Origin of the sequence: Terriglobus sp. ADX1, assembly GCF_036877645.1 — a bacterium.
In the GTDB taxonomy this organism is placed as follows: Bacteria; Acidobacteriota; Terriglobia; order Terriglobales; family Acidobacteriaceae; genus Terriglobus.
This window is the reverse complement of the sequence record NZ_JAEDXV010000004.1, coordinates 109,736-124,374: the sequence shown is the minus strand read 5'-3', so window position 1 is coordinate 124,374 and position 14,639 is coordinate 109,736. Positions and strand designations below refer to the sequence as shown.

General features: G+C 57.6%; 12 protein-coding genes. 6 read left to right on the top strand and 6 right to left on the bottom strand.

Annotated elements, in window-relative coordinates; translation table 11 throughout:
- Positions 1-35: 35 nt before the first annotated feature.
- The gene (locus tag JAO32_RS04370; RefSeq protein WP_334237865.1) at positions 36-422 is read left to right on the top strand and encodes a hypothetical protein; all 387 of its coding nucleotides are present in this window, start codon (positions 36-38) and stop codon (positions 420-422) included.
- A 72-nt stretch (positions 423-494) separates the two neighbouring features.
- Positions 495-803: a hypothetical protein gene (locus tag JAO32_RS04365; protein ID WP_334237863.1), complete on the top strand. Its 309-nt coding sequence runs from the start codon at positions 495-497 to the stop codon at positions 801-803.
- A gap of 3 nt (positions 804-806) precedes the next feature.
- Here the strand turns inward: JAO32_RS04365 and JAO32_RS04360 are convergent, their stop codons facing one another.
- On the bottom strand, positions 807-2,360 hold the full coding sequence (locus JAO32_RS04360) for a S8 family peptidase (protein ID WP_334237861.1): 1,554 nt from the start codon (positions 2,358-2,360) through the stop codon (positions 807-809).
- Positions 2,361-2,558: 198 nt separating this feature from the next.
- Between JAO32_RS04360 and JAO32_RS04355 the strand changes: the two genes are divergently transcribed.
- Complete coding sequence (locus JAO32_RS04355) at positions 2,559-4,730, top strand: alpha-ketoacid dehydrogenase subunit alpha/beta (RefSeq protein WP_334237859.1); 2,172 nt, start codon at positions 2,559-2,561, stop codon at positions 4,728-4,730.
- A 56-nt stretch (positions 4,731-4,786) separates the two neighbouring features.
- Here JAO32_RS04355 and ppk1 read toward each other — a convergent pair whose 3' ends face one another.
- Positions 4,787-7,153, bottom strand: a complete 2,367-nt coding sequence (ppk1, locus tag JAO32_RS04350) for a polyphosphate kinase 1 (protein WP_334237857.1) — start codon at positions 7,151-7,153, stop codon at positions 4,787-4,789.
- Between the two features lie 155 nt (positions 7,154-7,308).
- Here ppk1 and JAO32_RS04345 point away from each other — a divergent pair, with 155 nt between their 5' ends.
- Positions 7,309-7,725 carry a hypothetical protein gene (locus tag JAO32_RS04345; RefSeq protein ID WP_334237856.1) on the top strand — a complete coding sequence of 139 codons (417 nt, stop codon included), beginning with the start codon at positions 7,309-7,311 and terminating at the stop codon, positions 7,723-7,725.
- 55 nt (positions 7,726-7,780) lie between these two features.
- On the opposite strand, the gene JAO32_RS04340 is transcribed toward JAO32_RS04345, so the two are convergent.
- The 3 genes from JAO32_RS04340 to JAO32_RS04330 form a co-directional block, all read right to left on the bottom strand.
- Positions 7,781-8,716: a COX15/CtaA family protein gene (locus tag JAO32_RS04340; RefSeq protein WP_334237854.1), complete on the bottom strand. Its 936-nt coding sequence runs from the start codon at positions 8,714-8,716 to the stop codon at positions 7,781-7,783.
- Between the two features lie 26 nt (positions 8,717-8,742).
- Positions 8,743-9,600: a pyrroline-5-carboxylate reductase gene (gene proC, locus JAO32_RS04335; RefSeq protein ID WP_334237852.1), complete on the bottom strand. Its 858-nt coding sequence runs from the start codon at positions 9,598-9,600 to the stop codon at positions 8,743-8,745.
- Positions 9,601-9,710: 110 nt separating this feature from the next.
- Positions 9,711-11,321 (bottom strand): M28 family peptidase, encoded by a 1,611-nt coding sequence (locus JAO32_RS04330; protein ID WP_334237850.1) that lies wholly within the window; start codon positions 11,319-11,321, stop codon positions 9,711-9,713.
- Positions 11,322-11,442: 121 nt separating this feature from the next.
- Here JAO32_RS04330 and JAO32_RS04325 point away from each other — a divergent pair, with 121 nt between their 5' ends.
- Entirely contained in the window at positions 11,443-11,634 is a 192-nt protein-coding gene (locus JAO32_RS04325; RefSeq protein ID WP_334237848.1) for a hypothetical protein, read from the top strand.
- Positions 11,635-11,685: 51 nt separating this feature from the next.
- Here JAO32_RS04325 and murA read toward each other — a convergent pair whose 3' ends face one another.
- A complete protein-coding gene (gene murA / locus JAO32_RS04320) occupies positions 11,686-12,972 on the bottom strand; it encodes a UDP-N-acetylglucosamine 1-carboxyvinyltransferase (protein WP_334237846.1) in 1,287 nt (428 codons plus the stop codon).
- 60 nt (positions 12,973-13,032) lie between these two features.
- On the opposite strand from murA, the gene JAO32_RS04315 reads away from it, so the two are divergent.
- The gene (locus tag JAO32_RS04315; RefSeq protein ID WP_334237844.1) at positions 13,033-14,634 is read left to right on the top strand and encodes a hypothetical protein; all 1,602 of its coding nucleotides are present in this window, start codon (positions 13,033-13,035) and stop codon (positions 14,632-14,634) included.
- The last annotated feature ends 5 nt before the right edge of the window (positions 14,635-14,639 follow it).

Below are 14,639 nucleotides of genomic sequence, written 5' to 3'. Positions count from 1 at the left end.
AACCCATCCGCATATCCCGTAGGAGAGGTGTCCCCATGGCGACAACGGCACGGCTGCTCTTATTCGGATTGGCGTTTGTATTTTCTGTGCCTGTTATGGCGCAGAGCAACAACAATCCGACGAGCGCAACAGGGAATCCCTCCACCGGTTATAACCCCGCAAATCCTGCGAATGGCGGACTTCCGCGCGACATCACGGGCGAAGGCGGCATGGATTTGGACCCAACTCTGGTTCATCGTCGGGATGAAACTCGCAAACTGGAGCGAAAGAAGCGTATGGTGGACAGCGCCAATCGGCTGCTGGCGCTGACGCAACAGCTTCGAGCAGATCTTCAGGGACGGGAAGCAACTCCGGAGGATCAGAAGCGACTCGATGAGATTGCCCGGCTGGCACGCCAGGTGAAGGACCAGATGCGCAACTAACATGCGCGCCTGGGGGACCGCATGACGACGAAGCTGTGCCGCCGTTACGGACCATTGTGTGGATGGTGTGGGATGTTGAAGTACGTTCGTTTCGTGGCGATTGCCGCGGGAGTACTTATGGCAGTTTCCGTGAACTCTGCCCGCGCGCAGAACATGGAAAGTGCCGCAGTGAAAAAGATGGTGAACTCACAGGCCCAGATGGCCGCGACCGATCGCCAGAAGCAAATGCTGGCGGATGCCGATGAACTTCTGGCGAAGGCGCAATTGTTGAAAGCCGCAGTGGATCAGACCCGCAAGGATGAACTTTCCGTAGATGTCATCCGGCAGGCAAATGAGATTGAAAAGCTGGCCAAATCAGTAAAAGACCGGATGCGACAGTAAGCATCACGGTTTGTAAGCCAGTGCAGCGACTGCATTCACCACGCCATACGGCATGGTCGCCGTAGGCACGGCAGATGCGCGCACTGCCGCAACAATCGTGGAGGCACTCCAGTCTGGATGCGCCGCCTTCACCAACGCCACCACACCCGCAACCAGCGGTGCAGAAGCACTTGTACCGATGGCCTGCATGTATCCGATGTGTCCAAGGTTGAAGCAGCCGAAGGAACGTCCGCTCGTCGCAGGCAACCCGTCAGTTGTGTTGGACAAGCCCGTAGAACAGGCCCCCCGCACCCATCCTGAAATTGCGTAGTTGCCTCCCTGAGGATAGCTTCCACCCGGCGCAGCGACAGCATTCAAAGGCGCACCATAGTTGCTGTAATACGCCATCGTTACCAGTCCTGCGGCACACACATCGCCTGCTGTCAGGTCTTCCGCGCAATCCGGATTCGTCGAGGCGACTGCCGCTAAGACATCGCGTGACTGCGCGGGATAAGAAACATACCGCGAGTTGGCAAAGTTAAATGCATCATTGCCTGCCGCTGCGACTAACACTGCGCCAGCATCACTTGCTGCATGCGTCACGCGGTCAAAACTTGCTTTCAAACCCGCAGCATCGCCGCTATATAGATCCAGCGTGACGGACATGCTCAACACAATCACATCCGCCTTCTGCGCAATCGCATCATCGATACCCTGAAGCACCCACGACAACATGCCCGAAGGCTGGCCATTCGTACACTGTTCTGCTGTTGTTGAGCCACTGCCCGGCATCCGTTGCAGCACTTTTACATTCAGGAGCGATGCCCCGGGCGCAACGCCCACGGTTAATCCTGTGGTACTTCCGGCAGCCCCCGCGGCAAGCGACGCCACCCAGGTGCCGTGCCCACTCTGATCCTGAGGCGAGCCATCATCGCAGGCGCTGGGCTGCTGCGTTTGGTCTATCTCGCTAATGTTCAGCAGCAGATTTGGCGCAACGTCTGGATGGGTTCGATCCACTCCGCTGTCCAGCACTGCGATACGCACGCCCTTGCCCGTCGATGTAGCCCATGGCCCCGCAGCAGGGCCACCAGCAATGCCGCCACCATAACCACCCACCACGCGCACGGCCCACCCCTGTGGCGAGTCAGTATAGAAGGTGTCCGGGCCATCTGGCGGCATGGCTATCGTGGGAGCGGAAGTATGCACCGTTGGCGCATTCACGTGGTTTGCATCCGTGGTTCGCACCTGTAACTGGCTCGCCGTGACCAGGCGATCCTCCACCACATACTCAACATTCGGATCGCTTCGCAAGGTCGATTCCGAGGCCGCTGTACCGCTTACGAGAGCTGCTCCAAAGCGGGCGTGTTTGCGCAGCATCCGTCCGCCGGCGCGCAGTGCCATGTTGTCGGCGTCTGCCGGTATCGTGCCGTCGCGATACACCACCAGCATCTTCCGCTGTGCTGTTGCAGCCAGTGGGGAGGCCGTTTGTGCGGTCATCGCTGGCGAAAGCCACGCGGCCAGCATCAACGTCATCAGGGCAGAGGGGATCGCCCGGCGCAAACCGGTTCTAACGGACATGGTGCCTCGCTATTCAGGGTCAAAATGCCGGGTATGGAATAGCCACGGCCGTTCCACATTGCGACACTGCCCTTATCGGCCAACGATTTCCACGCTTGAGCGCGCGTCGCCCAACAGCAGTACAATCAACAGGGAACGTTGTGCCTCGCGCCGGCGATCCGCTGATTCCAGCAGGTAAGGATGGCAGGCCGGAAAGCGATGGCAACACGCGCGAACGCACCACAGAAGACTTCACAGAGCGCACTCGGATCGCTCTCGCCAGAAAAGCTTATTCATTTCTTCCGCCTGATGTACCTCTCGCGGAAGACAGACGATCGAGAAATCCTGCTCAAGCGTCAGCAGAAGATCTTCTTCCAGATCTCCTGCGCTGGCCATGAAGCGCTTCTCGTTGCTGCGGGACTCTCGCTAAAGCCGGGTTACGACTGGTTTTTCCCCTACTATCGCGACCGCGCATTCGCCCTTGCTGTCGGTCAGACGGTGAAGGACCAGCTTCTGCAGGCAGTTGGAGCAGACGATCCGGGCAGCGGGGGACGCCAGATGCCGTCGCACTGGACCTCCAGGGCGTTGCGACTTATGTCGCCTTCTTCCGCGACGGCCACGCAGCTTCTCCACGCCGTCGGTTGCGCGGAAGCAGGCCGTTACTTCAGCCATCATCCTGAATCTGCAAAGGGCAACTACGGCCCAGGCGACTACCGCGCCTTCAAGGACGTCGACTTTCACGCGGACGAGGTGGTGTACACCTCGGTGGGTGAAGGCTCCACCTCGCAGGGCGAATTCTGGGAAGCGCTGAACACCGCCTCTAACGCTAAGCTCCCTGTGCTTTTCGTCGTGGAAGACAATGGCTACGCTATCTCCACGCCGGTTGAGGCGAACACGCCCGGCGGCAACATCTCGCGCCTCGTCGCAAACTTTCCCAACTTCCACTTCGCGGAAATCGATGGCACAGATCCCATCGCCAGCTATGAAGCGATGCAGGAAGCAGTCGCATACTGCCGCAGCGGCAAAGGTCCGGCCTTTGTGCACGGCCATGTGATCCGCCCGTACTCGCACGCGCTTTCCGACGATGAGCGTTGGTATCGCCATTCTTCGGAACTCGAAGCCGATGCTCTGCGTGATCCTATCCTCAAGACAGAAGCTCTGCTGCTGCGCGAAGGCATCCTCACGGAAGAACAGCTTCAAAAACTGAAGACTGAGGTGGACGACGAAGTCCGTCACGCCGCAGACGAAGCACTTGCAGCCGCGCTGCCTACTATTGCAAGCATTACGAAGCATGTGTATTCAGAAGACCTGAGCCCCACAGACAGCGTCTTCTCCACGGAACTGAAGCCGGTCGATAGCGTCGACCACACGATTGCCGATCTCGTTAACTGCACCCTGCGCGACGAAATGGCGCGTGACGAACGCATCGTCATCTTCGGTGAAGATGTCGCGGACGCTACACGCGACAAGCACTTGAAATCTGGCGCGCTCAAGGGCAAGGGCGGCGTCTTCAAGATCACCGCTGGTCTGCAGACGGAGTTCGGTTCCGATCGCGTCTTCAACTCGCCGCTTGCAGAAGCGAATATCGTCGGACGCGCCATCGGCATGGCATCACGCGGTTTGAAGCCGGTAGTTGAAATTCAGTTCTTCGACTACATCTGGCCCGCCGTGCACCAGATGCGCAATGAGCTATCGAACTTCCGGTGGCGCTCCAACGGCAATCATTCGGCCCCGCTGGTTATCCGTGTTCCCATCGGCGGCTATCTCACCGGTGGTTCCATTTACCACTCGCAATCGGGTGAAAGCATCTTCACGCACACGCCGGGTATTCGCGTGGTCATGCCGTCATCCGCGCAGGACTTTGCAGGCCTGTTGCGTACCGCCATCCGCTGCGATGACCCGGTGCTATTCCTGGAGCACAAGCGTCTCTACCGCGAATCCTATGGTCGCGGTCCGAATCCCGGCCCGGAATACATGATTCCGTTTGGCAAGGCGAAGACCGTGAAGTCCGGTTCCGATCTCACTGTCATCACCTACGGCGCAGTGGTGCCGCGTGCATTGCAGGCTGCTCAAAAGCTGGAACGCGAGAGGGGAATCTCGGCAGAGATCATCGACCTCCGTTCGCTGTCACCGTATGACTTTGAAGCCATCGCGGAAAGCGTTCGCAAGACCAACCGCGTGATCGTCGCCCACGAAGACATGCGTAGCTGGGGCTTCGGCGCGGAACTTGCTGCGCGCATCAGCGACGAGCTCTTTCACGACCTCGATGCGCCCGTGCGCCGCGTAGCGGGCATGGATACCTTCGTGGCCTATCAGCCCATCCTGGAAGATGCGATCCTGCCGCAGCCGGAACACATCTACGCAGCCATGGTCGACCTGGCCGCTTTCTAACTCCAAAAAGACAAGACAACGCCGTCCCGAGCAGAAGCTCAGGGACGGCTTGTTTTTCAGGGACGGCTTGTTTTTTTGCTCGTCGAAGATTTTTTCGGGGAAGTCGACTTCTTTGTAACCGTTGCTGTCGTCTTGATGGCGGCCTTCTTCGCAGCTGACTTGCCCTCAGCCTGCATAGGCCGATTCTTTCGAACTGGCTTTGCCTCCGTGGTGGCTGGCATCGCAGCAGACACAGAATCCGACCAGGGCAATGCTGCCAGTTCCATCAAGCGCTCTTGCGCATTCACAGGACGTGCGCCCACCGGAGGCCGCGTATAGCTGCCATCTTCCTGCAGGAAACGCGCTTTTACCGTGTCTGCCAGATAAGTTTCCAGGATCTCGTGCCGTAGACGTTGCTTCAGATCCGGTTGGGTTACGGGATATACCGCTTCACAGCGCTCGAATAGGTTACGCGGCATCCAGTCGGCCGAACCACAGTACACCTCGGTATGGTCATGTGGGCCACCGCTGTCGCTTGTACTTCCATTCTGGAACCAGTAGATGCGGCTATGTTCCAGAAAGCGCCCAACGATGGAACGCACACGAATGCGTTCACTCAGCTTGCGCACACCGGGACGCAGCGCGCACATCCCGCGCACAATCAGGTCAATCTCCACGCCAGCCTGCGATGCAGCATACAGCGCACGCACCGTGTTGCCATCCAGTAGAGCATTCATCTTCGCAATGATGCGTGCGGGACGTCCTGCGCGTGCATGCTGCGCTTCGCGTTCGATCAGGTGCAGAATGTCTGCGGCCAGCGTAACGGGCGCCACAAGCAATGGGCGGAAGTTTTCATTCTGAGCATCGGCGGTCAGGTAGTTGAACACCTTCTGCACTGCCGAAGTGACAGCTTCATTCGCAGTCAACAGACTCACGTCGGTATAAAAACGCGCGGTAATGGAGTTGTAGTTTCCGGTGCCCAAATGCGCGTAGCGACGCGTAACACCATCTGGATCACGACGCACCAGCAGCGCAAGTTTCGCGTGCGTCTTCAGACCAACAATGCCATGAAACACCTGCACGCCAGCGTCTTCCAGCGTGCGCGCCCAGCGGATGTTGGAGTCCTCATCGAAACGAGCCATCAGTTCAACCACCACGGTTACATCTGTGGTCTGCGCCGCATCCAGCAGCGCCTGAAAGAGTGGTGAATCGCGAGAGGTGCGATACAACGTCTGCTTGATGGAGATAACGGATTCGTCTTCGGCTCCGGCTTCGATAAATTTCTCGACGGTGCGGAACGAGTCGAACGGATGATGCAGCAGAATGTCACGGTTGCGAATGGTGTCGAACAGGCAGCCACGACGGCCATCCGATAGCGGCGGCGGTACAAATTCTCGTCCGGCAAAGCGCGTGAACTTGAGGTCCGGGCGGTCAACTGCGCTGTACAGTTCCATCAACCGTGTGAGATTGATTGGATCGTCGACGCGGAAGACTTGCCAGCGGTCGAGTTGAAAGTTGACTCGAAGCTGGTCAATTAACTCCTCATCCGCTCCCGAAGAGATCTCCAGCCGCACCACATCGCCTTTGCGCCGGTTATGAAGCTCCGCACGCACACTCTCCAGTAGCGACCGCGACTCTTCTTCCTGAAGATACAGATTGCTGTTACGTGTCACGCGGAAAGGGGATCGCGCAAGAATCTCGTATCCAGGAAAGAGGCGCTGCGTGCGTTCTTCAATCAGTTCATGCAGGAACAAAAAGCGATAGGTTCCCTCAGGAGAGGGCAACCGAATCAGCCGTGGCAACATGCGCGGCACGGTCACCACGCCCAGGGTGCTGCCTCCCGGTAGGCGCTTGTCGCGTTTGTTTCCTTTGCGCCGTAAGAGTAAGCCAATGCAAAGAGCTTTGTTCAACACGCGCGGAAATGGATGCGACGGATCAATCGTGACTGGCGTCAGCAGGGGATCAACTTCGCGTTCGTAGAACTCGGCAGCATGGCGAAGAGCTTCCTCATCCAGTTGCTTCCAGGAAAGAATGTCGATGCCCGCTTTGCGCAGCGAGGGCAACAGATCGCGCGTCCAGCCGGAGTATTGTTCGCGGCTGAAACGATGCAGATGGTCGGCAAGCTGATCCAGCCGTTCCTGCTCTGTTAAGCCGTCATCGTCATCGCCCGACGGTTGCTGATAGCCGTCTTCAATGCGCTGCAGAATACCGGCCACCCGTACTTCAATGAACTCATCCAGATTGGAGGCCGTGATCGCAAGAAACTTAACGCGCTCCAGCAGCGGATTCGTGGTGTCCTGCGCCTCTTCCAGAACGCGGCTGTTAAACCGCAGCCAGGATTCGTCGCGATTGAAGAAGAGATGGCGCGGCTGGCTGCTATCGGCGGATGTTGCGCTTGCGCTGCGAGTGGTGGCGGGTTTTCCTTTGCGTGCAGATATCGGCATGTTTCTCTTGTTTTGGATGCAGTTATGCTGCGCAAGGCTATCAGAGTTATGTGAACGAACCCGGAATATCACGCAACGTCCAACCGGAATCCGTGTTTCAGAGTCTATAGAAAGAAACGCTAAGACGTTCTTTCGGATAAGGGAGTGGCAAGAGCATGCGACATACAGGATTTGCAGTGCTGGCTTTAGGAGTAGTGGTTTCCGCGGGCAGTCTCATGGCGCAAACCGCCAAGCAGGATATGAAGGATGCTGGCCACGACACGGCAAAGGCAACCAAGAACACGGGACACGCCATTGCCAAGGGAACAGAGACTGGCTACGACAAGACCAAGGAAGGCACCGTAAAGGCGGCTCATGCAACAGAGCATGGCACCAAGACTGCCGCCGAAAAAACGAAGGACGGCACAGTGACCGCCGCCCATGCTACTGCGCACGGAACGAAAGTAGCCGCCGAGAAGACCAAGGAAGGTACGGTGAAAGCCGCTGACGCCACCGCTCACGGCACCAAGGTTGCTGCTCACAAAACCAAGGTAGGCACTGAAAAGATGGCCGACAAGGTTGACGGCAAGTAGTACTTATCCAGAGATAGCGGGGATGCTTCGGCATCCTCGTTTTCTGTTTGTGCAGCTATGTGGTGGAGGGTTCGCGCAGGAACAGCGGAACGCTGATGCCAATGAGCGAAATCCAGAACAGGTCTGCTCCGAACAGATGCAGCACCTGTATCCACGTCGGTGCCAGCATCAGCACATCGGCAATGCCAATCAGCATCTGCAACGCAAGATTCGTAAAGAGCAGGTTTGCAGCATGGCCAGCATTGTTCTGCTTCAGACGCTTCGCCAGCAGCAACGTGGCAGCAATGATGAGCAGGGTTGCTGCAGGATGTATCCAGCGCATACGGATCAACAGTGGCGAATCCGCCGCAAAATCGGCTGCTATGGCGGCCTGAAGTGAATGCGACGGGAAGATCGTATCGGCTAGAGCAGCCACCGAACCCGCCGCACCTGTAATCAGAACAGCGACAATCGTAAACAAGGCCGCCTGTCGCAGCGGCTTGTTGTAAGCAGAAGCCTTCACATTTCCCAACAAAACTGCAACTGCAGTCGTCGCTGCTAACAGGATCATGGTGTTCGTGAAGTGAATGGACTGCACGAACACGCGCATGTTCGACGTGTTGTTTTCAACGTAGTGGCCCAGTACCAGAACCGCGCCCAGTAGTGCTTCCAGGATCAGAAAAAAAAGCGACCAGATCGCTGCCTTGCGTGCAGGATGCTGTTTGGGAGTCGCATAAAACGTCCATCCTGCCAACACAAAAAACATGGTGCCAGAAATTCCGGTCAGCGATCGGTGCATGAACTCAATCACCGTGGCCAAGCGACGGAAGTGGGGAAGCACTTCACCATTGCACAGCGGCCAATGCGCACCGCAACCAGCACCGGAGGAGGTGGCGCGAACCACCGCTCCCTGCAGTACCACCACAACGAAGAGCGCAAGCGTGGCCCACGCCCATAGGCGCACTCCTTTCAAAGAGCGTGTCTGGCTGGGCGTGGCAACGGCGGTATCCATGTTTCGTTTTCCTAACTAACTTCTGGTTATCCGGCGGCGAGTTCTTTTGCACGCTGCGTTGCGCGTTTCACTGCCTTGATCAGCGTCACACGCAGGCCGCCTTCTTCCAGTTCAAGAATGCCATCCACGGTGCAGCCCGCCGGAGTGGTCACCGCATCTTTCAACAGGGCAGGGTGATAGCCGGTTTCCAGCACCATCCGCGCGGAACCGAAAGTGGTCTGTGCTGCAAGCTGCGTTGCGATATCGCGCGGCAAGCCTACGTTGACACCCGCTTCCGCCAACGCCTCAATGATGATGTAAATGAATGCAGGTCCCGAGCCAGAGAGGCCAGTGACAGCATCCATGTGCTTCTCATCCACGATAACGGTACGTCCCACCGTGCCGAAGATGCGCTGCGCAATGCCCAGCTGATCCTCGGAAACAAACCGTCCACGGCAAAGGGCCGTAATGCCTGCACCCAGCATCGCCGGGGTGTTCGGCATGGAACGCACCACTGAAATCTCAAAACCGGCGGCGTCTTCGATGGCGGATGTCTTTACCGACGCAGCGAACGACACAAGCATCTTCTGTGGAGTAAGTACGGGGCGAATCTGTTCGATCAGCGCGGGTACCTGGATCGGCTTCACGCCAAGCAGGATCACGTCCGCCTGCTTCGCTGCTTCCACGTTATCCGTGGTCACTTCCACGCTGTACTGCGCGGAGAGCGCATGGGCGCGTTCCGGGTGCGCAACGGTCGCAATGATCTGCTCCGCGTGCAGCAGGTTGTTTTTCAGGAAGGCCTGCAGAAGAATGCCGCCCATCTTGCCGGTTCCCAGAATTGCCACCTTGATACCGGGCATCGCTGCGGGGGGCAGTGTGTTTTCGTATTCCAGTTCTGTGCTCATGCTCTTCTTATCGCTGCTTTGAGTGTTGTTATAGAAATATCTGTTCTCTTAAGAGTAACGCCAGCCGATGAATACTGGCTGGCGTTTGTGTGCGTGGTGATCGTTGCCGGCTATTTCTGATCTGCAAAAGAGCTTTCCGGATACCATTCCGGTCGCGGCCCGTTGGCGACACGCGTGGTCAGCTGTCCAAGCACCACGGTGAACTGTGCAGCAGCAGCCTTATCGACAGGCTGTTGCAGGTCATCGCTGGGCTTGTGATAACGATTCTTGACCCAATCCATGAAAATCTTCTGCTCGGGCGAGTCGGGCGTCCAGCCAAACTTGAAGGCGAGCGCCGGAATGCCTTGTTTAACGAAATTCACCTGGTCCGAGCGAACAAAGCGGTTCTCATCAGGCTGTTTATCAAACTGAACTTCAACATCGTTCAACTGAAACGCAGCGCGAGCATCGTTGCCCAGTGTGCTCTCGCCCAGACCCTGCACTTCGATGAAGCGCAACGGGAAGAGCGGCAGATACATATCCATGTTCAGGTCAGCCACCACATCCTTCTTGGGAACGGTGGGTTTGTTGGCGAAGTAAGCCGAACCAAGCTCGCCCAACTCTTCACCCGCAAGCGTAATGAACAGAATCGACCGCTTCGGATGCGGATACTTCGACATCAGCTTGGCGCATTCAATCACCGACGCCGAGCCGGAAGCATTGTCCATCGCACCGTTGTACAGGCTATCGCCGTTCACCGGGCGACCAATCCCAAGATGATCCAGATGCGCGCTGACCACCACGTATTCCTTCTTCAGTTTCGCGTCGGAGCCTTCCAGCAAGCCAATCACATTGGACATGTGAACTGCCGCACCTTTGCTGATCGTCGTCTTGGCGTCCAGCGTTCCCGGAAGCGCGAAGTGCGGTAAAGTCTCGCCAGCATTGGCCAGTTTGCGAAGTTCGTCGTAGCTGTGACCGCTGCCTTCGAACAGCTTCTCGCCCGCACTGTAGGCGATGGTTGCGCTCACCTGCAAACCCTTCATGGTGTTCAGTGCGGGATCTTCAAACAGAAGACGTGCACCGCCCGCGCGTGCAGGGCCGTTCGTATTGTTCTGCGGCGGTGCCAATGCCAGTGAAATCATGCCCACCGCACCGGCTGCCGCAAGCTGTTTCCATCGCTGATCGTTGCTGCGGGCATACGCGCGCTGTGGCCCCTGCAGGTTGATCGGCGGCGCGTTGAAAAAGACAACAACCTTGCCCTTTACATCTGTGCCCGCGAGATCGTCTATGTGCTTCTTCGGAATGCGCAGACCGTAGCCGATAAAGACCATCGGTGTGTTGGCAACGGATGTGTTCTCCATGCCGGGAGCCAACGTCACATCCGAACCAACGGGGAAGTCAACCGTCTTACCATTGACGTTTACGCGAAAGAACGAAGCAGCTGCATCAATGGATGTGGGCACCAGCGCAAACGACTGCTGATAGCCATTCGTACCGGCAGGCTTCAAGCCAATCGTCTTGAACTGCTCCTCGACATACGCCACGGCCTTTTCATAGCCCGGAGTTCCGGCGCGGCGACCTTCCAGCTTGTCATCGGCCAGATAGGAAACGTGTGCCCACCACGCATCGGCTGGGCCAGACCAATCCTTGCGCTCACTCAGCAGGGGAATCTGCGCAGAGGCTGCAAGCGAGGCGAACGAAAAGCAGAGCAGCGTAGCGGCAAGCCGCGAGAAACGACGCATGGGCAGAGAACTCCTGCGGGAATTGGTGTTGTGGCTTCCATACTACCTCGCTCAAGGGATTTCCGGGGATGCCGATGAGAAGGTCAGCCAACGCCTATTTCGTAGGAGATAAGTCGATCCGATGACCGAACCCGCCATGTTTGTCTTTGCCGTAATGTTTGCTCTGCCTCTCGCAGGAGCCGCTAAGGTCCTGTTCAGCGCGCATGATCCGCATGAAGAGTTTGTCGAAAAAAAGGTAGAGCGTCAGACCCTGACCCGTATGCCTCTGCGAACATCCTTGCAGCGCATGGGCATCCCTGCTTTGGCAGATTGAAAATGCAAAGGCCCGGCATGGCCGGGCCTTTGCTGTGCTTGTTTCGTGGAACTACTTTTTGCCGAAGACCTCGCCCATGCGGCGAATCTGCGCGCCCACACCGCGGAGCTTCTCTTCAATGCGCTCGTAGCCACGATCGATGTGGTACACACGGTCCAGAATCGTTTCGCCGTCTGCAATCAGCGCAGCCAAAACCAACGAAGCTGAAGCGCGAAGGTCGCTGCACATCACGGCAGCCGACTGCAGTGGTGTACGTCCTCGGACCGTGGCCGTACGGCCTTCCACACGGATGTTTGCGCCCATGCGCGACAGTTCCGGCACGTGCATGAAGCGGTTTTCGAAGATGTTTTCCGTGATGATGCTGGTGCCTTCCGCCTGCGTGGCCAACGCCATGTACTGCGCCTGCATGTCAGTCGGGAAGCCCGGATATTCCACTGTGGTAATGTCTGCGGCCTTCAGTGATCCACTGCCTTCACTGCGAACGCGGATGTTTTCCTTGCCCACATCCATGCGAACGCCGCACTCTTCCAGCTTGGCAATCACAGCACCCAGATGCGCAGGGTTTAGGCAGTCCACATTCAGGTCGCCACCGGAGATCGCTCCGGCAATGAGAAACGTGCCAGCCTCAATGCGATCTGGGTTAATGCGATGGCGTACGCCATGCAGCTTCGAAACACCCTTCACGCGGATGGTGGAGGTGCCAGCACCCTCAATGTGCGCACCCATGCCAATCAGCATCTCGGCCAGGTCGGTCACTTCCGGTTCCTGAGCGCAGTTTTCCATCACGGTTTCGCCGTCGGCCAGCGTCGCGGCCATCAGCAGGTCTTCCGTACCTGTAACGGTGATCTTGTCGAAGGAGATATGCGCGCCGTGCAGACGGTCCGCCTTGGCTTCAATGTAGCCATACTCCTGCGTAATCTTCGCGCCCATCAGCTCCAGCCCCTTCAGGTGCAGGTCAATGGGGCGGTCGCCAATGGAGCATCCACCGGGCAGCGCCACGCGGGCAATGCCAGCACGCGCCACCAGCGGCCCAAGCACCAGCGAAGACGCACGCATCGTCTTCACGATCTCGTACTTGGCTTCCGGATCGGACAGTACAGCGCACTGGATGGTGGTGCGATGCTGCGCGCGCCCATAACCCAGCTCTACGTGCGCGCCCATGCTTTCCAGCAGCTTGCGTTCGGTCTCAATGTCGCGGACCTGGGGGATGTTTTCAAGAACCACTTCTTCTTCCGTCAGGATGGCCGCAGCCATGCAGGGAAGAGCCGAGTTCTTTGCGCCGGAAACCTTAATGGTGCCAAGCAACGGATTGCCACCACGGACAACAAACTTATCCATGTATCTCAGTCTACGGAAGAGTTGCGGGGTTTGCAGGTTATCGGGAGAGGTTCCTTTTGCATGTTGAAATCCGTTGACTGGGCGGAGAGTCATCGCCCGAAATACATGGAGTTACCAGCCCGGCAGAGACTCCTCGCCCCGGTCATGATCGGCGCTTACCTGGCGGCAGTGACCGTCATGCTGGTGATCGTGCTCCTGCGCGCGCCGCATTTCAGCTACACGCTTGACGATCCCTATATCCATCTGGCGCTTGCCCAGAACATCGCGGCGGGCCATTACGGCATCAATCCGGCCGAAACGACGTCTCCCTCTTCCAGCGTGTTGTGGCCATTTCTGCTCGCCCCGCTCAGCCGGACCATCGTAGGCGAATGGGTTCCACTGGCGCTGAATGTGGTGTTTTCGCTCGGAACCTGCATCCTTCTCGGCCGCTGGCTGGAACCCCGATTACGAGCCGCCGGATTCGGCAGCCTGTCCATCACCGGACTCGCCATCTGCCTGGTGCTGGCCGCTAATATGCCGGGTCTGACCATGACGGGCATGGAGCATTCCCTCCAGGTTTTGTTAGTCGTCGCGTGTGTCATCGCAATCTTCCATGGATATGAGGACGGCTCAATTCCATGGCACTATCTTGCTGCTGCGGCGCTCGCCCCGGCTGTCCGCTACGAGAACGTGGTGTATACGGGAGCCGTTTGCGTCGTACTGCTGCTCAAACGGCGCTATGGTACTGCCGTGGCCGTTTTTGCGGTTAGTCTGCTACCACTCATCGTATTAGGGATATTTCTTCACGCACACGGCCTGCCACCTTTCCCAAACTCCGTGATGGCGAAGGGCGGCATGGAGGCCGGCAGTGGCCACACAAGCGGTCTTGCTCATTTGGTGGAGCTGAGTATCGTCAATGCGCAGGATTTATTCCTGCGACCGTCGCGTCGCGTGATCTTTGCTTGCATGGCAACGATTGCAGTGTGTTGCGTCTGCCTGCGGCGACGCTACGTCATGTGGCCAATGCTGACAGTCCTCTTGGCGGCAATCGCGATGGCGCTCGTCGGGCCATACGACTGGTACTTCCGCTACGATGTCGCACTCCGAATCTTCGTTCTGCTTCTTGCAGTGGGGCTGTTGCTGCACGTAATGAAAGGGCAGAAGGTGATTGCGCCTGTTGTATGGCTCCTCATGCTGCTGAGCGCTGTGGCCTTTGTGCCACCACTCTTGGGATCACCGGGAGGCTCACTTCAAATTGCGCGCCAGCAGTATGAAATGCATCGCTTCGTACAGCAGCTGGGCTCAGAAAACATCGCAGTGAACGACCTCGGCTGGGTCAGCTTCAATGCCTATGGGAAGTTCTACATCCTGGACCTGATTGGCTTGGCAAACCTTGAAACCTTGCGTGAGAAGAATCGCAACACGGCATGGCTGGATCGCGTCACAAAAGAACACCACGTTGGGCTTGCCATGATCTACGAATCCTGGTTTAAGGCTCCTCCGCCTCCAGCTTGGATAAAACTCGGTGTGCTGCATCAATCAGAGCAATACTTCGCAAGCCCGATTGCCACGATCGGTGTATCTTTCTACGCGACATCGCCCGCAGCGGCAAAGCGTTTGCAGCCACAATTAGAGGTATTTCGCAGAGCACTACCAGAACACACATGGATTGCGGACAAATGAGAGGA